The 24261-nt window shown below is 67.0% G+C and carries 20 protein-coding genes; 10 read left to right on the forward strand and 10 right to left on the reverse strand.

Annotated elements, in window-relative coordinates; genetic code table 11:
* Positions 1-17: 17 nt before the first annotated feature.
* Positions 18-2747, reverse strand: a complete 2730-nt coding sequence (locus tag EEB19_RS19050) for a cation-transporting P-type ATPase (protein WP_187588916.1) — start codon at positions 2745-2747, stop codon at positions 18-20.
* Between the two features lie 235 nt (positions 2748-2982).
* Here EEB19_RS19050 and EEB19_RS19055 point away from each other — a divergent pair, with 235 nt between their 5' ends.
* The 3 genes from EEB19_RS19055 (at position 2983) to EEB19_RS19065 (ending at position 5505) form a co-directional block, all read left to right on the forward strand.
* Entirely contained in the window at positions 2983-3921 is a 939-nt protein-coding gene (locus EEB19_RS19055; protein ID WP_187588944.1) for an NAD(P)-dependent oxidoreductase, read from the forward strand.
* A gap of 93 nt (positions 3922-4014) precedes the next feature.
* The gene (locus EEB19_RS27030) at positions 4015-4614 is read left to right on the forward strand and encodes a hypothetical protein (RefSeq protein ID WP_262365784.1); all 600 of its coding nucleotides are present in this window, start codon (positions 4015-4017) and stop codon (positions 4612-4614) included.
* A gap of 264 nt (positions 4615-4878) precedes the next feature.
* On the forward strand, positions 4879-5505 hold the full coding sequence (locus EEB19_RS19065; RefSeq protein WP_187588917.1) for a pyridine nucleotide-disulfide oxidoreductase: 627 nt from the start codon (positions 4879-4881) through the stop codon (positions 5503-5505).
* A gap of 91 nt (positions 5506-5596) precedes the next feature.
* On the opposite strand, the gene EEB19_RS19070 is transcribed toward EEB19_RS19065, so the two are convergent.
* From EEB19_RS19070 to EEB19_RS19080, 3 genes are all read right to left on the reverse strand, one after another.
* Positions 5597-7150, reverse strand: a complete 1554-nt coding sequence (locus EEB19_RS19070) for a long-chain fatty acid--CoA ligase (protein WP_187588918.1) — start codon at positions 7148-7150, stop codon at positions 5597-5599.
* An 8-nt stretch (positions 7151-7158) separates the two neighbouring features.
* Positions 7159-8286 carry a DUF5938 domain-containing protein gene (locus EEB19_RS19075; RefSeq protein ID WP_187588919.1) on the reverse strand — a complete coding sequence of 376 codons (1128 nt, stop codon included), beginning with the start codon at positions 8284-8286 and terminating at the stop codon, positions 7159-7161.
* 73 nt (positions 8287-8359) lie between these two features.
* On the reverse strand, positions 8360-9163 hold the full coding sequence (locus EEB19_RS19080; protein WP_187588920.1) for an SDR family NAD(P)-dependent oxidoreductase: 804 nt from the start codon (positions 9161-9163) through the stop codon (positions 8360-8362).
* 225 nt (positions 9164-9388) lie between these two features.
* Between EEB19_RS19080 and EEB19_RS19085 the strand changes: the two genes are divergently transcribed.
* Complete coding sequence (locus tag EEB19_RS19085; RefSeq protein WP_187588921.1) at positions 9389-10027, forward strand: TetR/AcrR family transcriptional regulator; 639 nt, start codon at positions 9389-9391, stop codon at positions 10025-10027.
* Positions 10028-10133: 106 nt separating this feature from the next.
* Here EEB19_RS19085 and EEB19_RS19090 read toward each other — a convergent pair whose 3' ends face one another.
* The 3 genes from EEB19_RS19090 to EEB19_RS19100 form a co-directional block, all read right to left on the reverse strand.
* Positions 10134-10808 carry a PAS and ANTAR domain-containing protein gene (locus tag EEB19_RS19090; protein ID WP_316245478.1) on the reverse strand — a complete coding sequence of 225 codons (675 nt, stop codon included), beginning with the start codon at positions 10806-10808 and terminating at the stop codon, positions 10134-10136.
* Positions 10809-11170: 362 nt separating this feature from the next.
* The gene (locus EEB19_RS19095) at positions 11171-11722 is read right to left on the reverse strand and encodes a dihydrofolate reductase family protein (RefSeq protein ID WP_187588922.1); all 552 of its coding nucleotides are present in this window, start codon (positions 11720-11722) and stop codon (positions 11171-11173) included.
* A gap of 96 nt (positions 11723-11818) precedes the next feature.
* Positions 11819-12397, reverse strand: coding sequence for a dihydrofolate reductase family protein (locus EEB19_RS19100; protein WP_187588923.1), 579 nt, complete (start codon positions 12395-12397; stop codon positions 11819-11821).
* Positions 12398-12581: 184 nt separating this feature from the next.
* Here EEB19_RS19100 and EEB19_RS19105 point away from each other — a divergent pair, with 184 nt between their 5' ends.
* The 3 genes from EEB19_RS19105 to EEB19_RS19115 all read left to right on the forward strand — a co-directional run bounded on the left by EEB19_RS19105 (position 12582) and on the right by EEB19_RS19115 (position 14484).
* Positions 12582-13148, forward strand: a complete 567-nt coding sequence (locus EEB19_RS19105) for a TIGR03086 family metal-binding protein (protein ID WP_187588924.1) — start codon at positions 12582-12584, stop codon at positions 13146-13148.
* A 221-nt stretch (positions 13149-13369) separates the two neighbouring features.
* A complete protein-coding gene (locus EEB19_RS19110) occupies positions 13370-14104 on the forward strand; it encodes an alpha/beta fold hydrolase (RefSeq protein ID WP_187588925.1) in 735 nt (244 codons plus the stop codon).
* A 29-nt stretch (positions 14105-14133) separates the two neighbouring features.
* The gene (locus EEB19_RS19115; RefSeq protein WP_187588926.1) at positions 14134-14484 is read left to right on the forward strand and encodes a UBP-type zinc finger domain-containing protein; all 351 of its coding nucleotides are present in this window, start codon (positions 14134-14136) and stop codon (positions 14482-14484) included.
* A gap of 19 nt (positions 14485-14503) precedes the next feature.
* Here EEB19_RS19115 and EEB19_RS19120 read toward each other — a convergent pair whose 3' ends face one another.
* Both EEB19_RS19120 and EEB19_RS19125 read right to left on the reverse strand, forming a co-directional pair.
* Positions 14504-16321, reverse strand: coding sequence for an alpha/beta hydrolase family protein (locus EEB19_RS19120; protein ID WP_262365785.1), 1818 nt, complete (start codon positions 16319-16321; stop codon positions 14504-14506).
* Positions 16318-16611 carry a hypothetical protein gene (locus tag EEB19_RS19125; RefSeq protein ID WP_187588927.1) on the reverse strand — a complete coding sequence of 98 codons (294 nt, stop codon included), beginning with the start codon at positions 16609-16611 and terminating at the stop codon, positions 16318-16320. Before EEB19_RS19125 ends, EEB19_RS19120 begins: the two co-directional genes overlap by 4 nt.
* Positions 16612-16886: 275 nt before the next feature.
* On the opposite strand from EEB19_RS19125, the gene EEB19_RS19130 reads away from it, so the two are divergent.
* Entirely contained in the window at positions 16887-19109 is a 2223-nt protein-coding gene (locus tag EEB19_RS19130) for a hypothetical protein (RefSeq protein ID WP_187588928.1), read from the forward strand.
* A 12-nt stretch (positions 19110-19121) separates the two neighbouring features.
* Here the strand turns inward: EEB19_RS19130 and EEB19_RS19135 are convergent, their stop codons facing one another.
* Positions 19122-19376 carry a hypothetical protein gene (locus EEB19_RS19135; RefSeq protein ID WP_262365787.1) on the reverse strand — a complete coding sequence of 85 codons (255 nt, stop codon included), beginning with the start codon at positions 19374-19376 and terminating at the stop codon, positions 19122-19124.
* Between the two features lie 305 nt (positions 19377-19681).
* Between EEB19_RS19135 and EEB19_RS19140 the strand changes: the two genes are divergently transcribed.
* Together EEB19_RS19140 and EEB19_RS19145 are read left to right on the forward strand one after the other, a co-directional pair.
* Positions 19682-22447 carry a BTAD domain-containing putative transcriptional regulator gene (locus tag EEB19_RS19140; protein WP_187588929.1) on the forward strand — a complete coding sequence of 922 codons (2766 nt, stop codon included), beginning with the start codon at positions 19682-19684 and terminating at the stop codon, positions 22445-22447.
* A 323-nt stretch (positions 22448-22770) separates the two neighbouring features.
* Complete coding sequence (locus tag EEB19_RS19145; protein WP_187588930.1) at positions 22771-24123, forward strand: S9 family peptidase; 1353 nt, start codon at positions 22771-22773, stop codon at positions 24121-24123.
* Positions 24124-24261: the final 138 nt, after the last annotated feature.

Consider the following 24261-nt stretch of genomic DNA (forward strand, 5'->3'; position numbering starts at 1 on the left):
CGCTCGCCGCGGGCAGGTCAGAGTGTCGTGGCGTCGGCCCTCAGCTTCCGTATCCCGATCGCCTTGTCGACCCCGACGAACAACGGCGTGATCAAAGACAATCCCAGCACCACCAGCCATTGCCCGCCGGTGAGCGACACGGTGTCGAGCAGTCGCTGCAGCATGCCCAGTTCGACGGCGGACCATGTGAGTGTCCACCCGGCGATCAGCCACCCGAAGTAGGGAAACATCGGCTGCGACCAGGGCACTTGACGCTCTCGACGCATGACCACACCCAGATTGACACCGGTCAGCGCGACGACGGCAAAAGCCATCGTCATCGACACCGATCCACTGTCCGCCGACGGTTCGTCAGGCCCCCATTGCAGCAACGCCAGCGCGGTGACCGCGACGAGAAAACCGCTGATCAGCCATCGGACGATCTGAGGGCCCTCGACGATGCGGGTTCCGGGCTTGCGGGGCGGTCGCTGCATCACGCCAGGATCAGGGACGTCGACGATCAATCCGACGACGACGGTGACGATCACGAACAGCTTGCAGAACAACAGCTGCATCGGCAGCATCGCCACACCGCCGTTGACATTGAAGATGGTCGCGAACACCATCAGCTGGAGGACCGACGACAGGATCGTCAACTGCAATCGGATGTAGGTCGAGATCCGGCGGTAGATGTCGCGGCCCAGTTCCACCGCGCGCACCAGTGTGGCGAAGTTGTCGTCGGTCAGGACGATCTTTGCCGCCTGCTTGGACACCTCGGAACCGCTGCCCATCGCGACGCCGACATCGGCCTGCTTGAGTGCCGCGGCATCGTTGACGGCATCGCCGGTCATGGCGACGACGTCGCCGTCTTCCTGCATGAGCCGAGCCAGCCGGAGTTTGTCCTCGGGCGCCACTCGTCCGAAGACATGAAGTTGTGGCAGTTCGGTTTTCACATCGTCGTCGCTGAGCTTCTGCAGTTCGGTCCCGGTGATCACCCCGGGGCCCAGGCCGAGTTGATCGGCGATCGCGCGCGCAGTGATCGTGTGGTCACCGGTGATCATGCGGACGTCGATGCCCGCGCCGAGTGCGGTGTGCACCGCGTCGGTCGCCTCGGTACGCAGTGGGTCGATGATGCCCACGAGGCCGACGAGCACGAGATCGGTGACCGCGCCCATCGGCTCTGCCGATGCAGCCGCCATCGCACTGTCGTCGAGCCCGCGGGCCGCGAAGGCGAGCACGCGCAAACCCTTCTCGGACAGTTCGCGATTGGCGTCGAGGATCTGACGGCGCATGTCGTCGATCGGAACGACCACACCGCGTCGCAATGCCGCGCCGCAGCGGTCGAGAACCACATCGGGCCCACCCTTCACGACGACGAGGTGTGGCTGCTCGATCACCGCACCGGTGATCGAAGACGGCCGGTCGTGGAAGGTGGCCATGAACTTGTAGTCGGAGTCGAAGGGCACCTCGGTCACGCGGGGGATCTCCCGACGGGTTGCCTCGGCGTCGACACCCATCTTTGCGGCGAGGACCACGAGCGCCGCCTCGGTGGGGTCGCCGATCACCGAACCGTCGTCGCCGACAGTGGCGTCGGAGCAGAGCGACAACCCGAGGGCCAGTGGGGTGAAGTCGGGTGGGTCGCCTGCGGCGCCGAGGATCGCACCCGCTTTGGCATAGCCGGAACCCTCGACGCGGAACCACTGATCATCCGCATACAACGAGGTGACCGTCATGGCGTTCATGGTGAGCGTGCCGGTCTTGTCGGAGTTGATCACCGTGGTACCGCCCAGGGTCTCCACGTCGGCCAACGACTTGACCACCGCCTTCTGCTCGGCGAGATGTTGAGCGCCCGAGGACAACATCGTCTGCACGAAAGTCGGCAGACCGGTCGGGATCGATGCGATGGCGGTCGAGATACAGAGGAGGGCAAGGGTTTCACCGCTCTGACCGCGGACCAGTCCGACGACCCCGATGATCGCGACCGCACCCCACGCGAGGAAACCGAACACCTTGGTCAGACCGTCCAGCTCGATCTGCAGCGGCGACTTGGAACGTTTGGTCGCGGTGACCATATCCGCGATCCGGCCCATCTGGGTACCTGCGCCGGTCGAAGTCACGACGAACACCGCCGACCCGCGGGTCACCTGAGTGTTCTGGAAGACCATGTTGGTGCGGTCACCCAGCGCGACGTCGCCGCCGGCGACGATGGCCGGGTCCTTGGCCACCGGCGCGCTCTCGCCGGTCAGTGCCGCCTCCTGCACCTCGAGTGTCGCCGACGTGATCAGCCGACCGTCGGCGGGCACGAGGTCGCCCGACTCGACCAGCACGATATCGCCGGGGACGAGATCAGCGGCCGGCACCTCGGCAACCTGACCACCCCGACGGACACGGGCCACGGGCACCTGAAGACTCGCGAGCGCATCAACGCTCGCCTGCGCCTTCATCTCCTGCCGCGTTCCCATCACGACGTTGAACACGACCAGGAATGCGACGACGAGTCCCGTGGCGATCTGTCCGATCACGAACGCGGCGACGGCGACGATGAGCAACATGATGTTCATCGGGTTCGCGAGCTGACCACGTGACACCGCCCAGATGGACGGCGGCGGCTCGGCGGTCACCTCGTTGGGTCCATAGGTTTTCAGCCGGACGGCGGCATCAACGGTGGCGAGACCGACATTCGGTTCCACATCCGCATCGGCGGCGACGTCCGATGCGCTGCGAAGATGCGCATCACCCAGAGCGGGTGATTCACCGGTCGCTGTCATCCAGGGCGTCCTCTCGGCACGCGATGGTCGACACCTGAAGCCCACCGCATCAAGCATTGTCGATGCACGCCGACTGGCGCCCATCCGAACACATCATGCCCCGATCAGGCACTTCTTGTGCGCGCTATGCAGTGAGCCGAGACGTCGGCGCCCGCAACGTCCATCGAGTGGACGATTGGACACCGGTCGAACGACATCCATTCGATCAGGATGTGACACTCGTGCCATGCGACCGATGAAGGTGTTCGTCACGGGCGGTACCGGCGCGATCGGGGGATACGCGGTGCCCGCGCTCGTTGCGGCGGGCCACACCGTGACAGCCCTGACCCGCACACCGCAGAAGTCTGCCGTCGTGCGACAGCAGGGTGCACGACCGGCTGAGGTCTCACTGTTCGACCGCTCCCAACTCCGAGAGGCATTTCGCGGCCACGACGCGGTGATCAACCTCGCGTCGGCCCTACCGTCGGCGGAGCGGTTCATGCTGACCTCGGCGTGGCGTGAATGCCAGCGCATTCGGACGGAGGGGTCGGCCGCCGTCGTGGACGCCGCACTCGATGCCGAGGTGCCACGGGTCGTCCAGGAGTCGGTCGTGATGATCTGCCGCGACAACGGTGACGACTGGGTGGACGAGGACTCGCCGGTCGACCGCTTCCCACTCGCTGTCGGCAATCACGCCGCAGAGGCGAACAACCACAGATTCAGCACGCAGCACGGAACGGGAGTCGTCCTGCGGTTCGGCATCTTCTACGGTCCCGGCGCGGCCCACAGTGAGCAGATCATGCGAATGGCCCGACACCACATCGGGTTTCGTGCGGGACGTCCCGACGCCTACGTCTCGTCGATTCACCTCGCCGACGCAGCCGCCGCCGTCGTCGCCGCCCTCGATTGCCCGACCGGGACCTATCACATCGTCGACGACGAACCGGTCACCAAACGCGACGACGCTCGCTCGATGGCCGCCGCCGTCGGCCGACGCTCGTGGGTGTCGGGCCCCGGCCGCGTGGCGGCATTGCTCGGCAACCGGACGACGTCGATGACCCGCTCCCTACGCGTCCGCAACAACCTGTTCCGCAGCACGACCGGTTGGGCACCCCGATATCCGAGTGTCCGCGAGGGATACGCACAGATGGCCGCGGTCCTGGCGTCCCGGACGTCATCGACCGCGTCAGGGTGACGAGCGAGCCACCCGTCGTGCCGTCGACGCACCACGGTTGATTCTCAGCTACGCGGGTACTCCGCGACGACCATCGTCGTCAGAGGAGAGATCATGGACGCCGCAGTCTGGATCATCATCGCCATCGTCGTCGTACTCGTGTTGTTGATCGTGGTGGTGCTGTCCATGCGCCAGCGCCGCCAACTTCAGCGTGTGAAAGCGCAGGAGATCCGCGAGAACGCGTCCGATCAGGCCTCGGAGGTACGCAAGCGTGAGGCGATAGCCGAGGAATCGGAGGCGCGCGCACGTCAGGCGAAGGCCGAAGCCGACGCGAAAGCGGCCGAGGCCAAGCGACTCGGCGAGCACGCTCGCACCCATCAAGGGCAGGCCGCAGAGTCACGCCAGGAGGTCGAGAAGGAGTTCGCTCGTGCCGACAAGCTCGACCCGGACGTCGACCGCAACGGTGAGCGGCGCCGACCGGTCCAGGGCGATGCGGTTCAGGGCAACGCGGTCCAGGGCAATGCCACCGGCTCGCCGATGCAGGGCAACGATCGGAACCCGGGCCTGGACCCGCGTCACGCCCAGGATCCGCGGCACGGCCAGGACCCACGGCAGATTCAGGATCCCCGTCATGCGCAGGATCCGCGCCACTCCATGGATCCCCGGGCCGCCCAGAATCCAGATGCCAACCGGCTGCCACCCGAGGGGCGCTGACCCCGCGGCGACCACCGACGCCCGCAGCCGCACGTTTATCCTTGCCGGATACGGGAATCCGGCACGACAGCCGACCTGGCAATTCTAGGCAGTCCTGGGACGGTCAGACCCCCGGAGCTGTGACCATCATGCTCCGGGGGTCGTCTGTGTCGTCGTCGTCGGTCATACGGCCGACGACGGGTCCTCCGCCAAGTCGACCCCAAGTCCGCCGCAAGAGCCCATCGAGATGCTCGTCGCACGACCAGCAACCGAAAGGCTCTTCCGATGTCGTTCCACGACTCCTCCCCTCGTCCGACCATCACCTACATCGCCGACGGCGCCGCCGACTCACCCCGTCGCCGACGATGGCAGATCGCCCGCGGAGTCGGACTTCTGTTCGCCTGTGTGGTGTTCGCGCTGCTGGCGGCATGCAGCGTGTCGATCGGCACGCCCGCGAAGACACCGGTCGAGAAGACCTCCGATATCGCGGTGGGCGAATGCCTCACGATCGGTGAGAAGGCCGACGACGACGGCAAGGTCCGCGCATCCAAGGTCGACTGCGATGCCGACGGACTCACCTTCTACGCCGCGTCCACCGTCGCGGTCGACGGTGACTGTGCAGGCGACAACAGCGCCAGCCTGTCCTTCCCCGACGATCCGCAGAAGCTCTGCATGACACCGAACTTCGCGAACGGAGCGTGCTATCAGATCCCGCTGCCCGGCGGCCAGCTCGTCGACTACCGCGAATCGGACTGCAGCGCAGCGCCGGCGGCGACGACCGTCATCGCCGAGGCCGTCAACCGATCCGACGCGTCCGTCAGCTGCACCGACGACCAGACCGCCTGGGTGTTCACCCAGCCGGAGTCGATCGGATACTGCTTGCGCGCAGTGGAAACGGGGGCGGCTTCCTGAGTCGGGGCGCTGACCCAGATGTCACGTCAGCTGACCGTCGAGCGCCCGGACCCGCTCGACGGTCCTCTGCGGTGACATCTGGGTCAACGAATCAGCTAGAACTACCTGAACGTTGCTCCCGCATCGCTCCCCGCACCTCGTTCTTGAGGATCTTCCCGACCTTCGACCGTGGCAGCTCCGTCCAGATCTCGATTTCTTTGGGGGCCTTGACGCTGCCGATGCGCTCCTTCACGAAGGCGATGATGTCGTCGGCGCCGGCGTTCTGGCCCGAGCGTAATTCGACTGCCGCAGTGACACGTTCGCCCCACTTGTCGTCGGGGAGCCCGACCACGGCCGAATCCTTGACGGCCGGGTGGGCCAGGAGCGCCTGCTCCACCTCCGCCGAGTACACGTTGAAACCGCCACTGATGATCATGTCCTTGGCGCGGTCGACGACGAACAGGAATCCGTCGTCGTCGAGATAGCCGATGTCGCCGGTGTGGTGCCAACCGAAGGCACTGACCTCCGCTGTCGCCGTGGGGTTGTCGTGATAGCCGTCCATCACTAGGGGTCCCCGGACGACGATCTCGCCCCGCTGTCCCCGGGACACCATCGCGCCGTTCTCGTCCATGATCGCGACGGTCGTCAGAGGTGTCGGGCGGCCCGCCGAGGTCAGTCGTTCGGTCGCGACAGAACCGTCGGCGCGGAAATGATCGGCCGGTGCGAGGGTCGCGATCATGTTGGGCGCCTCGGTCTGTCCGAACAACTGCCCCAACACGGGACCGATCCGCGACAGCGCCTCCTCGAGACGCGTCGGAGACATCGGTGCCGCGCCGTACCACAGGCACCGCAACGACGACAGGTCCCGTGAGTCCAGGTCCGGGTGATCGAGCACCCCGTAGATCACCGTCGGCGGCAGGAATGCATGGGTGATCTGATGATGTTCGATGAGACGCAGGAACTCCCCGATGTCGGGGGCCCGCATGATCACCACCTCACCACCGAGACTCAGAATCGGGAAGGTCAGCACGCCGGCGGAATGCGTGAGCGGCGCCAGCGCGAGATAGCGTGGCCGGTCACCGAAAGGGTAACTCATCAGCGCCAGGGCGGTCGAGGTCATCATGTTGTTCTCGGTCAGCCTGACCCCCTTGGGTTTACCCGTGGTGCCACCGGTTCCGGCCAGCATGCACAGACCGCCGTCGGGTCGGAGCGCGACATCGGGTTTCGCCCTGTGTTCGGCCAGCCAGCTGTCGAAGGTGTGCGCCCAGGCCACCTCTCCGTCGAGACAGACCAGCCACTCGAGCGCCGGCAGTTGTGCGCGGATCTTGTCGACCAGTCCGGCGAACTTCTCCTGGAAGAACAGGAACCGGCAGCCGAACAGTTGGAAGAGCTGACGATTCTCGTCGGCCTCGTTCCGCGGGTTGACCGGGCACCAGACGGCACCGGCCCGCGAGATGCCGAACACGCACGTGAGCGCGAGGGGATCGTTGGCCGACAGGACCGCGACGCGGTCACCGGCCCCGATGCCGGTGTGCTGCAACGCCCCGGCGATGTCGACGGACCGATCCTGCACGTCGCCGTAGGAGACGGTCACCCCGCCGGTCGTGAGGCATGGCGCCTCACGACCGAGCGAGGCGCCCTTGTCGAGATACTCCGCGAGACGCATCGTCGGACTCAGCGGGCGATGGTCGTGATCGGGTCCAGGACCAATCCGAAGGCGCGCAGGGTACCCAGCAGCTCGCGATGCCCGAATGCCTGGCAGCTGGACGCGAAACCGACCTTGCGTGGCTGACCGGCGAGGAGTTCGGCGGCAGCGTGTGCGTTGAGCAGTGCGGTCTGCTTGTAGTTGCAGTTGCCGTGGATCACGCAGTGGGCCCGGCCGAGCGGACCCGATGCGTACACCGAATCCAGCGAGGTGTTGATGCGCGGATTCTCCCGCGGCGGCATCTCGCTGCGGATCGCCGCCGACTGCTCGTCGATGATCCGGTACTTCTCCTCCTCGGACTTGCCCTCCATCTGCTCGAGGGCGGCTGCGACGAGCACCGGAACACCCTGCATCAGAGGGCGATTGAACACACCACCCAGAGCCTTGGCGGTCGAGACACGCGGGTCGTTCTTGAACCACACCGGGTGTGACGTCCCGCCCCAGGGCAATGCCAGCCCCAACTCGTGCTGGCCGGGCACACTCACCGTGTACAGCCCCTCCTCCGGAGGCCATTCCACGTACTCGTTCTGCTCGAGGTAGTAGGCCTTGGCGAACGCCGCGTTGGTCAGGATGGTGTTGGTCGACGCCACCGTGGGGTGGCCCTTCCAGAACACCTGGATGTCGAGGGTGTCCAGGCCCGGATTCTCCAGACAGATGTTCGCGGCGATCTCACCGATCGTGTACATCTGGGCGAGCCCGGGTGTGAGAACCAGTCCACGCGAGGCGAAATCCGCCCCGTAGCGCGCCTCGGCGTCGATCATCCAGTTCTGTTCACCGTTGGTGTCGGTGTAGTGCGCGCCGATCTCGAGGCACGCCTGCGCGACCTCGTGACCGTATCGGGCGAAGGGTCCGACCGTGTTGAGGACGACATCGGCGCCGCGGAACGCCTCGACGAGGGCTGCCGTCGTGTGTTCGACCTCGACGATCTCGTGGTCGACGGTGTCGATGCCGGGAACGGCGTCGACAGCGCCCTTGACGCGGCCGTGATCACGGCCCGCGGCCAAGAACGGGATGTTGTACTCGCGCAGGTATTCACAGATGAGACGTCCGGTGTATCCGGAGGCTCCGTAGACGACGACACGCTTGTCGGTGGACATGACTGATCTCCTCGGGTCGGTGATGTGGCGGTGGGATGTGGCAGTGGGGTGCGGGATGGGGGAAGCGGTCGGGTCACATACCCATGCCGCCGTCGACGGGGAGTCCCGCGCCGGTGATGAACTTGGCGGCGCCGGAGGCGAGGAACACGACAGCATCGGCCATGTCGTCGACCTGCCCGAGCCGCCCGAGCGGGGTCATCTCCGCGACCGCCTGGGCCGCAGCCTCCGGAGACGGGAAGAGGCCCAGTTCTGCGCAGTCGACAGCGAGCTTGTTGCCCATGGCCGTCGGGGTGAGCGCCGGGTAGATCGAGTTGACGCGGACTCCGTAGCCGAGCTTGCCGGATTCGGCCGCGGCCACCCGGGTGAGCCGGTCGATGCCCGATTTGGTCGCCGAGTAGACACTGATCCCCGGGAACGCGATGGTTGCGGCGACCGAGGCGATGTTGACCACGGCTCCGCCCTTGCCGGCCGGACCGCCCGGGCGCATCGCCCGGAAGGCGTGCTTGATGCCGAGTGCGGTGCCGAGCACGTTCACCTCGAGCATCTTCGACGCGGCGGCGGCGTCGAGATCGACCAGCAGATTGGTGACCTCGATGCCTGCGTTGTTCACGACGATGTCGAGGCCGCCGAGTGACTGGACCGTGGCGGCGACGGCGGCTTCCCACGCCGAGTCGTCGGTGACGTCGAGCGCGACGAACTCCGCCTTCACACCTCGGGCCCGCAGATTCTCGACGGTCTCCTGGCCACCGTCAGCATTGACGTCGCCGATCGCGACCGACGCGCCGGCACCGGCCAACGCGTCCGCCATACCCGCGCCCAGACCCTGCGCACCGCCTGTCACCAGTGCCGTTCGCCCGGTCAAGTCGTAACTCGTCATCCGCACCTCTCCTTTGAAGTCGGCAGATCGTGGAGTCGACACCGCCGCGCGGTGTGACACACAGCACATATCGACTGTGTCGCACGCCACAGTAGGCAGAAGTCTTGACAGTCGTCAAGAGAATCCTTGACAGTTGTCAAGGGCGGTCGTCAGGTAGATCGCCCCGGAGAACCGGATAGACTCGCTGCACACCGAGATGTGACCCAGACGACAGGATCGACAGCAGTGACACAGGTCGACGACCGCAGAGCGCGCGTCACCGAACGCTCCCGCGACAAGTTCGAGGAGCGGCGGACAGAGCTTGCCCTGGCGACGCTGCACACGCTGGCCGAGCTCGGGTACGCGCGGACAAGTCTGCGGGAGATCGCGCAGAACTCCGAGTACTCCCATGGAGTCCTGCACTACTACTTCTCGGACAAGCTGGATCTCATCGCGCATGCCGTTCGTCAGTACGAGGCGGTATGCGTCACGCGCTACGACGAGGTGGTCGCCAACGCCGAGGACGCCGACCAGCTCCGGGCCGACTTCGCGAGCACCTTCTTCGCGACGCTGACGGCCGACGCCGCGATCCACCGGCTCTGGTACGACCTGCGTAATCAGAGCCTTTTCGACGACTCGTTCCGCGCGGATGTGCTCGAGATCGAGTCGCGTCGTGAGCAGATGATCTGGCGCGTCATCGCGCGGTACTGCGAGTTCTGCGGCACCGAACCGGCGATGCCGTCGTCGACGGCCTACGTCATGGTCGACGGCATCTTCCAGCGCGCACTACTGCATCAGATCGCCGGGCGCACCGACGAGATCAACGATGCACGAGCACAATTGGGTGCCGTGTTCGATCTGTTGTCCAGCCATCGGTCGGGCTGAGCCGGCAGGCCGCGCAGGGCACGGCACGTCGCGACCGGCGTTCGACCGGTCGAGCGGATTTCCCGACGCGCCGCACCGACAGTTCGACGCCCACCGCGCCGTCCGGTCACTCCGATGAGACGGGATCGGGCCGCGTAGACGACGTCAGCACGATGTTGTCGAACCGTCGGCGGGTGACCTCCGGGATCTCGATGCCCGCGAGTGCCTCGATGATGATGGTGTCCGCGATGTCGCGGACCTTCACGTTCTCCTGCTGTGACCGCCACTTGAGTACGTCGATCGCACGGTCCTCGGTGACGCCGTAGACGAGCATCAGCATGCCCTTCGCCTGCTCGATCGACGCGCGCGACGTACGGAAGTTCATGACTTCGGCGTCGACCCGCTGTTTGACGGACTCGTCGACCGAACCGGACAGATCCAGATAGAACCCCTCGGTGCCGATCGCGCGGCCGTCGGGGTCGTAGATCGTGTGTGCGATGACCGTCACCGGGTGAATCCGACCGCGGGTGTCGATGATGCGGTGGCGGCTGGAGAACGGTGCGTGGTTGGTGAGCATCTCCGCGACCATCGCCTCGAAATGGGCGCGGTCGTCGGGATGTTTGTGCTGAGCCATGAGCTCCGTCGACGGGGTGACCTGTCCGGGCTCGTACCCATGGAGCCAGGCCACCTCATCGGACCATTCCCAGCGCTCACCCTCATACAGGAAGCGGAAGCTGCCCACCCGCTGCATCCCGTTGTCGCGCGTTCCGCCCGTCCCGTCGACGGACGTGAAGTTCTCCACCTGTATGTGTGCCTCCGGTGCAGCCCTGCCGCCGAGAGGGCGGCTGGGCACCAACAGTCGAATCCGGCCGCTGCTGCTTAACTGCCTCGACAATGATAGCCGGAAGAACGCAGGTGGGAGCGGCCACCGGGGCTACAAGGATTGAACCCCGGAGACCTCACCCCGACAGACTCCGCGGCGCCCATCGGTGGCTGGCCCAGTTGTACCCACGCGCCGGCGGGCACAAACAGGAGGAGACGGGAAGCGCCGCAGTTGTGGGAAGCGAGGATCAGCTGATCGGCGCGATCAGGACGTCGCGGATTTCGCGGCCGATCTCGTACACATTCGACAGATCGCGTTCGCGTGACGCGGCAGCGCCCGGATCAGCTCGCCGGGCCGTAGACCAGGTGCAAGACGCCATTCTCGAAGGACTCGCTCTCGAGCAGGGCCAGCTTCGTCTGCCCCATACCGTCGGGGAAGAGCCGTGCACCCGAACCCAGGACGACCGGGTAGACCAGCATGTGCAGTTCGTCCACCAGCCCGTCGGCCAGCAGCGCGCGGACCAGTGTGCCGCTGCCGCTGATGTAGATGTTGCCGTCGGTCTGCGCTTTGAGGGTGCGGATCGCCGCCGGGTCGTAGGCGCCGAGGATGGTCGAGTTGTTCCACTCGTCGCCGTTCTCGAGCGTGGACGACACCACGTACTTGGGGCTGTCGTTGAAGAACGGCGCACCCGGATCGTCCTCGGCGGTACGTGTCGACCACGCCGGCGCGAACATCTGAAAGGTGTTCCGGCCGAGCAGGATCGCGGTGCTCGAACCGGTCAGCTCGCCCAACGCCTCCGCCACTCCCGCCGGGAACCCGTACTCGAACGTGAAACTCGGGTCCTCGTAACTCCCGTCGAGGCTCACGAACTCATGTACGAGAATCTTGCCCATCGACCACTCCTCGGTTGTGTCGGCGGCCCTCACGGCCACCGGTCTGCACATGATGACCCGGGTCGCACCGAAAAGTCATCGGACACGACCATTCGGTCAGGCGGCGCCTGTGCCGCCGGCCCCGTCGACCGGCGTGTAGTTCAGCAGCGCGACGCCATTGCTGAACGACTTCGCCTGCATCAACGACAGTTTCGGGATCTCCACGCCGTCCGGAACGAGTCCGCGCCCACGGCCCTGCACCGCGGGGTACACGAAGAGCCGGTACTCGTCGACGAGGCCGGCCGTGATCAGCGCGTGGGTGAGCGTGATGCTGCCGGTGACGACGATGTCCTGCCCGTCGCGGTTCTTCAGATCGCGCACACCCGCGAGGACGTCGTCGCCCGGGATGATCGACGAGTTCTGCCAGTCGGGGTCGGTCATCGTCGAGGTGACGACGTACTTGTCGACAGCGTTCAGGTAGTCGGTGACGCCGGTCGCGTCGTCCTGCTGATGTGGCCAGAAGCCACGGAAGTCCTCGAACGTCTGGCGCCCGAGCAGCAGAGCGTCTGCCGTGGAGTCCTGCCTGTGGCTCTCCTCGATGAGGTCGGGCGTCTGATCGGTCGGGTCGAACCAGGACGTGATCATCTCGATGCAACCGTCGATGGTGATGTTCTGGGTGACGACGAGCTTGCGCATGGTCTCTCCTGTGTGTCGTTTCTCGATTCGTTCTTCCGTTGGTCGTTCTCAGGGGCCGACCCACCAGACTGCCGAAGTTCATCGGTGCCTCCGATGAGTTCTCGGGACGCCGCAGGTCAGCACCTGTGTCATGAGCACGACTGAGATCTCACCGACCGCTGCACCTGCCGGCATGAGGAGCACGATGATCGATTTCCGGGACGCCTGCGCCGAACTGAATCGGATGGTCGTCCAGATCACCGACCACGACCTCCCGCTGCCCACCCCGTGCACCGACTTCGATGTCGCCGGGCTGCTCGGACACGTCGAGGAGTTCGCGACCGGGTTCACCGAGGCCGCCGGCGGTCAGCCGACGGGCCGGGGCGTCGACGACGTGCGGGGCGACGACCACCGCGCACGCGTCGCAGCACATGTCACCGATCTCGGCGGGGCATGGTCGACGCCGCAACCATGGGCAGGCACCGGGGACCCGGGTGGGCTGGCGTTGCCGAACGAGACGTGGGGACGGATCGCGCTCACCGAGGTGATCGTCCACGGTTGGGATCTGGCGGTGGCGATCGGCGCAGATTACCGCCCACCGACCTCCCTCGTGCGAGCCTGCCACGATCATGTCGTCGTCTTCGTGCCCAATGCACCGATCCCGGCGCTCTGGGGAGATCGGGTCGTCGTCGGCGATGACGACCTCGTGGAGGCGACGGTCGCGATCACTGGCCGGGATCCCCGGGCGTGGCGGAGGGCGCGAGGCCGATGAGGGGCGACACGAAGGTCCCTGAGGAGCGAGCTCATCAGCACCACCCCGACCCCTGAGGAGCGAGCTCATCAGCACCACCCCGACCCCTGAGGAGCGAGCTCATCAGCACCACCCGATCCCTGAGGAGCGAGCTCGTCAGCGCCACTCCGATCCCTGAGGAGCGAGCTCGCGAGCGTCACGAAGGGCACGCACATGCCTTCTGCGCGCGGTAGTCTCCGCCTATGGCACAGCAGCACGAGCACTCGGGTCGTACCCTGGTGCTGGTGCACGGTACCCCGCTGTCCCCTTCGGTGTGGGATCAGACGGCCGGCTACCTCGGCCACCGGGTGATCCACACTCCCGACTGCACTCGTGTTCCCGATTCCCCGGCCGCACAGGCAAAGCTGGCCGAAGCGGTCATGGCCGAGGTCGTCGGAGATGTCGATGTCGTCGGGCACTCATTCGGTGGTCAGATCGCGATCGAGATGGCCCTGCTGGCGCCCGACCGCGTGCACAGTCTGATGCTTCTGTGTACCCGCGACACCCCGTTCCCACCATTCGCGCCACTCGCCACGCAGGTGCGCAACGCTCACGGCCCAACGGTGGACGCCTCGCTGGAGCGGTGGTTCACCGAGGCGGAGCTCGACGCAGGCATGGCCGCTATCTCCTCTGCGCGCGAACAGCTTTCGACCGCCGACCCGATCCGATGGGCGGCGGCCCTGGACGCGATCGCCGGTTACGACAGTTCGGATCTGACGCCCACGTTGCGGATGCCGGTGACCGTGGTCGCCGCCGGCCGGGATCACGTGTCGACTCCGGATGCCATGGGCGATATGGCCCGACGGATTCCGTTCGCGAAGTTCGTTGTACGTCCCGATTGGGCTCACATGTCCGCATTCACCGTGCCAGACGTGCTCGCGGAGATCATCGACCACGCCACCGACGACTCACGCCTCCTACCGCCGGCCAAACCCTGACGACACCCGATCAATCGAACGGAGACCCCATGTCCGACCAGTTCATCGACCCCACCGCGAAGCCCAGCGGACCGGGCTGCGCCGACTGTGAGGCAACCGGCTCCTGGTGGTTCCATCTGCGCCGCTGTGCCGAGTGCGGTCATGTCGGGTGTTGCGACGACTCGCTCCATCGGCACGCACGGGCGCACGCCGCCGAGACCGGCCATCTGGTGATCCAGAGCTATGAGCCCGGCGAGAACTGGTTCTGGAATTTCGGTACCGACGAACTGTTCACCGGCCCCAGTCTCGCCGAGCCCACCGAACACCCCGGTGACCAGACCGCACCGGGCCCACAGGACCGTCTGCCCGCGGACTGGCGAGAACAGTTGCGCGCGCGCTGATATTGCGCGACGACCGCTGTCACCACGGAAGCCGGAGCGGCACATCCGGGATCGGCCCGGGGAGGTCGATGTCACCGTCGAGGAGGTCGCCGAGCGGTCCCAGGCCGAGCTCGAGAAGCTCACCGGTGCCCTCGGCGAGCTTCTCGGGTAGTCCGCTGTCGAGACCGAGGTGCAGCTTGGGGAGGACGTCGGGGCGTCGTTCCACATAGGGCATCGGACTGTCGCCTCGCACCACGTCGACCATGTTCCGAAACGCTGTGGACCCCGGATCTTTCCAATAGTCACCGTGTCCACGGGTTCCTTCGATCAGCGTGCCGTCGGAGAAGCGACCCGAGTCCAGTCGAGTGACGCCCGCAGCCGTGTCGGGATCTGCGCCGTGCGGGTTGAGCGACCCGAGGGACTGGACAACGCCGATCGGATCTCCCGGAGCGGTCATCGAGAACCGTTCGACGCCGGGATTTGCATTGCGCCACGGGCCGTCGAAGACACCGGTGCCCGCCGAAGACGCGTAGACGACCCGATCGGCGCGCAGGCCGAGCTGCTCGGCAGAACCGACGACCGATCCTCCATACGAGTGTCCGATGACAGTGGTGGATGCACCCGGGGCGTGAAGGGCGATCTCTGCATCGACCTGTTCGGCGAACTCGACGAGGCGCGGCGCCATTGTCCGCGCGAAGGACGGATCGACGGCCGAACCGGATGCTCCGGCGGCCAGTCCGACTGCGACGTCGACGGCCGCGGAGGGGATGTCTCCGCGTGCCAGCTGGGGTAGCGCCGATCCGAGGCCCTCGTAGCCGAGACGTTGTGGAAAGTCACCGTCGAGGAAGACGAACACGGGACCTCCGGTGGAGCGCGAGAGTAGCGGGGCCGCATCGATTGTCGATGATCGGTTGTCCATGGAGGAATGGGTTCCGGGCACGAGGATTGCCGCGTTACGCGCTCCGGCAAGGGTGCCGATCATCTCGATGTAGCGTCCGGCGCCGGTCGCGTCGAAGGCGATGAATCGTCGCTCGGTCGTCCGGTCGAGGTCGTCGCGTCCAGCGCTCGGGTCATCGGTCTGCCGAAGGAACTCGGCAAGACGCCGGGCACGCGGACCGTCGCCTCGGCCGGCGCGCTGCTCGGCGGCGAGGGCGGTGCGGATGGCGATCTCGTTGGCGTCCGCACGCGTGGCGAAGTCGACACCGTCCATGTTGCCGATGGTGTGCGGGTCGGCGTGCATGACGCGTCGCCGATCCTGGCTACTCATGGCAGCGAGCATGTTTCGTCTCTGTTCGGGCGTCATGCCGCGAAGCGTCGTCACGACTCGGTCGGGGTCGAGGCGCCGTCCATCCGGAACGATCACGGCCGGTTGACCGCTCGTCATCGCGGAGAGATCGGAACGCAGGGCGTCGAGACGGGCACCGTAGTCGTCGTCGAGTGCGGCGACCGTCGTCAGTCCGGCCCGGATGTGCGCTTCGATCGTTGTCGCTTCCTCGTGGAGGGTGACGTCGGGGTGGGTGACCTCGCCGAAGTCGGTGACCAGGTATCCGTCGGCGATCGCCGCGTCGACCCTAGCCAGCACTGTCGCGCAGGCATGTGTCAGATCCGTGGCGGCGTCTAGTGCCTCGTCGGCGATCTGGTTCAACACATTTCGGATCTCGGCGGCGTGGTCGCGCTGGTCCTCGACACGACCCTGCACGACGTGACGGCTGTCGCCGACCCAGACCACCATCTGGTCCATGGCGCGGGCGACGGTCTCCATCGCTCGATCGAGTGTCGCGGCCGCCGCCTGGACCTGAGCGCCGGCAGCAGTTGCGAGATCGCCGCGCCAGGTACGTATCTCCGAGATGCTGTTCACGGAGCACCTCGTCCGTCGAGCGCGGCGGCGGAGGCGGTGTCCTCGTCGACCACTCGGGAACGAAACCCATTGACGGAGAGAGCTATCGACTCGAGCCGGCCAGCGATCAGGGTGATCGCGGCGGTCGCCGGAGTGGCGGTGGCGCGCAGGACGGTGGCGACACGGCTCGTCGAGGCCGGGAGTTCGCCGGCGAGGTCGAATCGGATGGCGCGGACAGTACGCTCCTGCGACCGCCAGATGGTCAGGGCGACAGAGACCTCGCCGGGGTCGATGGTGAATCGTGGTGTCACGACAGTTAGACGCAGCGGCCGCCGGTTCGGTTCAGTCGAAGTTCGTTCACGCCGAGCCCGGACGGTGTGTGCAATTCGCGCGCACAGTCATCCACAGGCGATGCGGCGGGTGGGCCGCTTGTGCACAAGCCGCCCGCGGCCGGTCGTTACGACCGATCAGGGCATACCGTCGTCGGAGTCGAGTTCGATCCGAAAGACGTGGGTGTGTCGGCGTCGTGATGTCGCCGACTTTCGATGTTGTTGTGGCCTTGCTGTATCCGAACCGAGGAGCCCTCGTGCACACACAGTTCGACCTCACCGACGATGCGGAGCTGTTGGCCGCCGTGTCGTCGGCGGATCGGGGTGAGCGTGGGCGTGCACTCCTGCGACTGAGTCGCCGGTTCGAGGCGCGGATGGTGATGACCGCCTACGAGATCGGCGGGGCGATGTACGACGAGGTGCTCCACAATCTCGACCCGGTCCGACAGATGACTGTGCGGCACGCCGCCGATAAGGCCGCCGTCGGCGAGATCTCGCTGCAGCTGTCGGTGTCCCGCTCCAAAGCCGGTAGGCTGTTCAATCTCGGTGCGGCACTGCATGGATTTCCCAAGATCATGGCGTCGTATCTCGCCGGAGACCACAGCACCCATCGGGTCGGCAAGATGGTCCGCGCAGCGCAGTCTGTTCCGGATACGTCGATCACCGACGAATGGATCAGAGAGTTCGCAGCGAACGAGGCCGAGACCCGGGACCCGTCGGCCGACCGCGACAGTGAGGTTGGCGGGGGCGACGGCTCGAGCATCAGCGGTGGCGATGACGGCGATGGCAAGGGCGATGGCGGTGGCGGTGGCGGTGGCGGTGGCGATGATGACATCGACGCCGAAGTCCCTGCGACGCTGGAGGATGCGCTCGCTGATGCGCGCGCTGATGCGGAGAGCGATGACCGTGGTGACTGCGGTCGCGGTGAACGTGAGGGTGACGACAGTGGTGGCGGTGACGGCACTGGTGGTGACGCCGATGATGCGTCGGGGGCGGGTTGCGACCCGGCGGACGGCTCGCCGACCGTGGACTTCGAGGATCTCGCGCTGGATCTCGCGTCGCGACCGACCACCGACACTGTTCTGGGGAACGCGCTCGACGCAGTGGTGATCAGCATGGATCCCGACCGCGCCGCGGAGGTGCGGGAAGAGTTCGGCCGCACATACCAGAACGTGATCGTGACCACCGATGCGTCCGGACACGCGAGTATCGACGCGTGCGTTCCGGCCGAGGACGGCCTGCGCATCAGTCGGAGAATCGCCACGTTGATCCACGAACGTGTGTGCCCTGGCGATCCGCGCACCCTCGGCCAGCAGCGGGTGGCCGCCTTCGCCGAGATCACCCGGAAACGTGGTGCTCGGCTTGCCTGCGAATGCGGTCGCGCCGATTGTCGCGCACGGGTGAAGACCGGGAAGGCGGCACCGCGGGTCGGTGGAGGTTCGACATCTGGCGCCGCGGCGCCAGAACGCTCAGCTGTTCCGGCCGATGTCTCCGCTCACGCGCAGAACGAGCCGTTCAACGAGCCTGGCGATGATGCGCTCCGTACGGATCTCGGTGGTGATGCCGTCGGTGGCGGAGACCTCGGTGCTGCAGATCTCGGTGCTGGCGATCTCAGTGGTGGCGATCTCGGTGGGGGTGATCTCGGTGGGGGTGATCTCAGTGGTGACGATCCCAGCGGTGGCGATCTCAGTAGTGGCGAGCCGGGCGACTCCGAGCCCCACTGCGAACAACTCGACCGCGACGAGCTGGCGAACGACGTCCCGGACATTCACGGCCGCATGGAGCCCGGCGATGAGGCCGACGATCCTGACGATGGCGGCCCTGCCGGAGGCAGCGGTCCCGACGACCCCGGCCCGGACCCCGAGTTCGGGGGCCCACCTGGCGGGGCCAACTGTCCCATCACCCCAGACGATGAGTGGGCCGATCCGGTGGATGACGAACCGGCTTCGCCCCTCACTCTCATCCTCGATCCCACGTTGGCACGGCCTCCCCATCTGCGCGGCTACGGTGCCATCGATCCGGCACTCGCTGCCGAACTCGCGCCGCGCGCGACCATCATCGGACCCCCGTCGGTCAGCTCGCGCACCCGTCGGACATCTGGTGCGATCGTCACCGATCGAACTCCCCCGCGGCCGGTGGACGCGACCGGACACGGCGGATTCGACCGCCCACCTCCAGGTGCTCTCATGTACGCGCCCTCGGCGAAATTGCGGGCGGAGGTCGAGTACAGCGACCTCACGTGCCGATACCCGCTGTGCACCAGACCTTCTCACGAATGTCAGCTCGATCATCTGGTGCCGTTCAACCATGCCGACCCGATGGCCGGCGGGTGGACGCTGCTCGACAACATCATCCCGCTCTGTACGCCTGATCACCAGCGGAAGCATCTCGGGATCTGGATTCCCGTGATGAACGTGGACCGCACTGTTGTCTGGCGCAACGCTCAGTCCGGGTACGAACTCACCACCCACCCCAGCTGATCGCGGCGAGCACTATCGCTGTGACGGCGGTGGTTTTCCGAGGAGTGACCACCAGTACTCCTCTGGGATCTCCTCTCCTGCGCGCAGAACTCTGGCGAGGCCGACCGCCATGAAGATGCCGAGTACCCCCAGCCACAATCCCGACAGTGAGATCAACGTCCACGCGACCGCCACCGCGATCGACCACGGCGCGAGCAGGATCAGCAGGGGCGCGAAGAAGAATCCCACGGCGACAAACCAGTAGGACCCCCAGCGATCGCAACGCATCACGATCGTGAGCCATCGCGGACTCGCCGCCGTAGGCGCGGCAACGGGGATCGGGACCGAGCGATCCGGGACAGAGCGATCTCGGATGGGGAGCTCGCGGACAGGGAGCCCTCGGGTGTGTCTGTCTCGGACAGCGCCATCTCGCGTGGTCATGGGAGCCTCCTCGGTGCGGTCGGCCGGGATACCTCCATGTTCCGGTGGCTGCGACTCCAGATCTACTACCTGCGAGGTAGTGGATTCTGACTTTATGATCTCTCAATGAGGTGCTGGGCGTACCAGGTCGGCGAGTTCGGCGAGGTCCACAGGTGCTGCTGATCCACGACCTCGGTGAACTCGTCGTCGAGCGCGATTCCCGACCGCACGAACCCGGTGGAACCAAGCCTCGCACCATTCTCGCGCTGCTCTGCGCCGGAGCCGGGAGTCCCGTTCCGGCGTCGACGCTCATCACCGAGGTGTGGGGTCCCGACGCTCCGGAGAAGACCCAGCGTGCGCTGGAATCCCAGATGTGGCGCCTACGCAAGGCACTCTCACCGGACGGCGACGGCCGGTCGCCCATCGCCACCGACCGAGCCGGCTATCGCCTCGACCTGTCGACGGTGACGCTCGATTCGGCGACGTTCGAAGCGGCCGCGGCCACAGCCAACGCCCGCCACGGCGCGTCGACCGCGCTGCGCGACCTCGACGACGCACTCAGTCTGTGGCGCGGGGAACCGTTCACCACGGCGGCATCGACGCCGACACTCGATCAAGCCCGCCGACGACTGCACACCGCGCGCACCGCGCTGCTGACCCGTCGCGCCGATCTGCTCTTCGAGGGAGGGCACATCGAGCGCGCGCTGGATGAAGCACAGGCCCTGATCACCCACGACCCGCTCGACGAGCACGCCTGGACGGTCAAGATCGGCGCGCTCGCCGCGAGTGGGCAACGCGCGGAAGCTCTCACGGCCTACCGAGACATCCGCGAACTCCTGGCGACCGAACTCGGCATGGACCCCGGCGACGAACTCCGCGCCGCGCACCGCAGTGTGCTCGACGATCACAGTCGCACGGTGCGACGTATCCATCTCCCCTCTCAACACACCTCGTTCGTCGGCCGCGACCACGAACTCGCCGAGTTGGTCCGCCTCCTCGGAAGCGAACGCGCGATCTCGATCACCGGCATCCCCGGCGTCGGGAAGACGCGCCTCGCACTCGAAGCCGCTCGGCGCGCTGCCGACTCGTTCGACGACGGGGTCTGGTTCATCCCACGCAGGACCGGCACCGACGACGCCGGCGCCATCCTTGCGACGATGCGAGTCCAGCCGTCGGCTGACGCCCCGACGGCGCTCGACCAGGTCTGCGCGCACCTGTCGACGATGTCGGCCCTGCTCGTACTCGACGGCGCACCACCTGACACCGCTGATGCACCCGCACCCAATGTGGTCGACGCGATCCTGCAGCGCTGCGCAGCGGTCACCGTCCTCGGCGTCGGCGCCCCATTGGGAGTCGAGGGCGAGCACGTGGTCACCGTGCACCCCCTCCCTGTCGATGCGACCGCCGGCTACGCCGGGCCGCCTCCTGCGCACCGCCTCCTCACCGACCGAATCCGCGTGGCGATCGGCACGTTCGACCCCGACGCCGCCGACCGCACCGACCTCGACCGCATCTGTCGTGCCATGGGGGGGCTGCCACTGGGGCTGGAGCTGGCTGCGGCCCGGACGGCGACGTTCTCTCTGCACGAGGTCGCCGAACAGTTCGGCGCCGAGATGCCCGAGCCCGTCCAGCGCGCATTCGCACTCGCCTACGAATCGCTCGGCGACGATCTCGCCGCGACGTTCCTCCGCCTCACCGCACTGCGAAACCCCTTCACTCCGACGCTCGCAGAATCGGTGTGCGACAACCGGGGCAGCCAGGTCACCGACGCACTCACCGAGCTCGCCCGCCGCTCACTGCTGTGGCCGATCCGCGGCGATCGCCACCGGCCGACCCGATTCACCGTGCTGAGCACCGTCGCTGACCATGCTCGCACCGCCGAGCCCGTCGCCGCCCGCACAGCTCTGCAACGACGTGACGACGCGATCACCGCACTTCTGACAACCACCTCCATGCGCAGCAGTGCGACCTCGGCCCGCGACCTCGCCCGCGTCGACAACGACCATCACACGGTCGTGGCCTTCCTCGAATCCGTCGTCATCGACCCCGACAGGGTCGAGGAGCACGTCGATCTGATCGATCGCCTCGGTCCGTACTGGTTCCTGCGTCGTCGTCTCGCCGACGGCATACGACTGCTCCGACGCGCGGCCCAGACGTGCACCACCGGGAAAACCTCACCTCGCACGCAGGCGTTGGTCACGCTGTCACTCGGCGCTGCACTCGCCTTCAGCCAGCTCACCGACGAAGCCCATCACCATCTCACCGCGATCACCCCGAACGAGCTCGACACCCTCACCGCCGACGACGACCCCGAAACCCGCACGCTCCGACTTGCTTTCGTGACGCTCGCGGCGTGGACGGGCGACGCCCACGAGCTCGCCTCACGGTTCTCCCGCCGCGCCGCGTCGGCCCTGGACGCCGGTCCCGACACGCGGCCGATCGCCGCGACCGTCACCGCCGCCGTCGCACTGTGCGAACTGACCGCCGGCGACGTCGCGGCCGGCGTCGAAAACGCCCACCGCGCACTCGCACTCAGCACTGAACTGGGCGACCCACTCGCGATGCACCTCGCGTGCGTGATGATGGGCATCGGCGCCTTGTTCGAGGGCGACACCCAGATGGGCCTGAAATGGAACGACCAGGCATTTCGCGCCTACCTCGACGCCGGGGGTGTGCAGATCTGCGACACGATCGAGCAACGCGGCAACCACCTCGCCGCGGCCGCCGACATCCGGCGCGCGGGCGCGGCATTCGCGGTGGCACGAACCTACGCCGCCGACGCCGGCATGGCATGGCCCCGCGGACCGTTCACCCACGACGCCGTCCGCCGCTGCCGCGAAACCGACAACGACGCCTTCGACGCCGGCTGGCGCGACGGCTCCGCGGCCGCCCGCGATGCCCTCGCCACAGGCGACCACGAACGCTTCGCAGGTATGTGACCTGCCGACGGAACCAGCCGCAGACCGGTGACTCGCACCTGGACACACCCCTGGCGACGACCCGCACCCGAACACCCCGCACCCGAACACCTCGGCCCACGACGTCACCGACCCGATCACAACGGGGGCGACGACCCCGCACACCCTGGATAGGTGACCGCCACCCGGTCCCACGCCCACCATTCACACACCCTCGCCACCCGCCGGGCACGCGCGCCGCCGATCGCCCCATGTGAGCAGTTTGTGAGGACCCCACGATCTCCTGTTCTCATCACCGGCCGTACGACCGGGATGACCGGACAGACACCACCACGGAGGTTCCCATGAAGAAGTACCTGGCGTTCGCCGATGAGGAGTTCGACGGCCAGTTCGGCCGCACTCTGCAGGCCGCAGCCATCGGCGCCGCCGATCTCGGCGAGGCGTTCGCGACCGCCCGCGACATCGGCGACAAGTACGACACACAACGCTGGTACGACCAGTGGCTCGCCCGCGCCGAATCCGTCCGGGATGCCGCCGAACGCGCTTACGTCGGTGGGCACCTCGTCACCGCGCACGAGTCGTATCTGCGCGCAAGCGAGTACTACCGGCAGGCTTACTTCTACCTCCGGACCGATCTCGATGACCAACGCCTGCAGGATGCCTATCAGGCTCACTGCCGGACCTTCCGGCACGCCATGGAGTTGCTCCCCCGCACGAGCAGCCCGATCGTCGCCGAGGAGGTGACCATCCCCGTCACCGCCGACTCGCTCGCGGGTCCGGCACCCGTAGGTCCCGCGCCCGTCACCGCCGACACGGCCGACATGGCCGCTCCCACCGAGTCTGCCGCGACCACAGAGACCACAACCACCGGCACTCCTCACCCGACCGCCATCCACGCCTGGCTCTTCCGCCCGGACTCGAACACCGACCGCGCACGTCCGACAATCGTGATGCCCTGCGGCTATGACTCCACCGCCGAGTCGGGCTGGGGATTCGCCCAGGGCGCCCTCGCCCGTGGATTCAATGTCCTCAGCGTCGAGGGCCCCGGCCAGGGCGCATCGCTGATCGTCGATCGCATCTACTTCCGCCGCGACTACGAGGTCGTGCTCTCACAGATCCTCGACTGGCTCGAGTCCGCTCCCGGCGTCGACGGGGCCCGGCTGGTCGCGATGGGCCGCTCGTTCGCGGGCTACCTCGTCCCGCGCGGTGTGGCCGTCGATCACCGGGTCGCCGCGATGGTCTGCGATCCTGCCCAACCCGACATGGGCGCCAAGATCCCCGGCGGGTGGAAGGGCCGCATCGCTGCGCCGCTGATGACAGCGCTGAGCAAGATCAGCCGCGAACGCGACGACTTCTTCCGCGCACGCATGGCCTGCCACGGCGTCGACACCATCGCCGACTACTTTGCCGAACTGGCGACATTCACCTTCACCGACATCGCCGCCGACATCGCGTGCCCGACACTCATCGTCGAATCTCCCGGCGACCCGGTCGGCGGACAGGGACAGACGCTCTTCGACGCGCTCACCGTCGAGACGAAGCGACTGATCACCCCCGACCCGGACAGCGGCATCTCCGGGCACTGCGGCGGTGTCGGACAGCGGGTCTGGGATGCCGTGGTCTATGACTGGCTCGAGGACACCCTCGCCCGGATCACCGACCCGACGGTTCCCGCCCGGGAGCCGGCGACGAAGTAGGGCCGCCACGGCCGCCACCGCCCGCGGATCCGCCGCCGCCGCCGCCCGCCGATCGGCCGCGGCCGCTGCCACGCGCAGATCCGCCGCCATCACCACCCGCAGATCCGCCACGACCACCCGCCGACCCACCTCCCGCAC

The sequence above is a fragment of the Gordonia sp. OPL2 genome (assembly GCF_003797825.1).
Lineage (GTDB): Bacteria > Actinomycetota > Actinomycetes > Mycobacteriales > Mycobacteriaceae > Gordonia.

Bases quoted from the DNA above. Each gene is read 5' to 3' on its own strand.
- EEB19_RS19050 (WP_187588916.1), bottom strand. From the start codon at position 2,747: ATGACAGCGACCGGTGAATCACCCGCTCTGGGTGATGCGCATCTTCGC.
- EEB19_RS19055 (WP_187588944.1), top strand. From the start codon at position 2,983: ATGAAGGTGTTCGTCACGGGCGGTACCGGCGCGATCGGGGGATACGCG.
- EEB19_RS27030 (WP_262365784.1), top strand. From the start codon at position 4,015: ATGGACGCCGCAGTCTGGATCATCATCGCCATCGTCGTCGTACTCGTG.
- EEB19_RS19065 (WP_187588917.1), top strand. From the start codon at position 4,879: ATGTCGTTCCACGACTCCTCCCCTCGTCCGACCATCACCTACATCGCC.
- EEB19_RS19070 (WP_187588918.1), bottom strand. From the start codon at position 7,150: ATGCGTCTCGCGGAGTATCTCGACAAGGGCGCCTCGCTCGGTCGTGAG.
- EEB19_RS19075 (WP_187588919.1), bottom strand. From the start codon at position 8,286: ATGTCCACCGACAAGCGTGTCGTCGTCTACGGAGCCTCCGGATACACC.
- EEB19_RS19080 (WP_187588920.1), bottom strand. From the start codon at position 9,163: ATGACGAGTTACGACTTGACCGGGCGAACGGCACTGGTGACAGGCGGT.
- EEB19_RS19095 (WP_187588922.1), bottom strand. From the start codon at position 11,722: ATGGGCAAGATTCTCGTACATGAGTTCGTGAGCCTCGACGGGAGTTAC.
- EEB19_RS19100 (WP_187588923.1), bottom strand. From the start codon at position 12,397: ATGCGCAAGCTCGTCGTCACCCAGAACATCACCATCGACGGTTGCATC.
- EEB19_RS19105 (WP_187588924.1), top strand. From the start codon at position 12,582: ATGATCGATTTCCGGGACGCCTGCGCCGAACTGAATCGGATGGTCGTC.
- EEB19_RS19110 (WP_187588925.1), top strand. From the start codon at position 13,370: ATGGCACAGCAGCACGAGCACTCGGGTCGTACCCTGGTGCTGGTGCAC.
- EEB19_RS19115 (WP_187588926.1), top strand. From the start codon at position 14,134: ATGTCCGACCAGTTCATCGACCCCACCGCGAAGCCCAGCGGACCGGGC.
- EEB19_RS19135 (WP_262365787.1), bottom strand. From the start codon at position 19,376: ATGCGTTGCGATCGCTGGGGGTCCTACTGGTTTGTCGCCGTGGGATTC.
- EEB19_RS19145 (WP_187588930.1), top strand. From the start codon at position 22,771: ATGAAGAAGTACCTGGCGTTCGCCGATGAGGAGTTCGACGGCCAGTTC.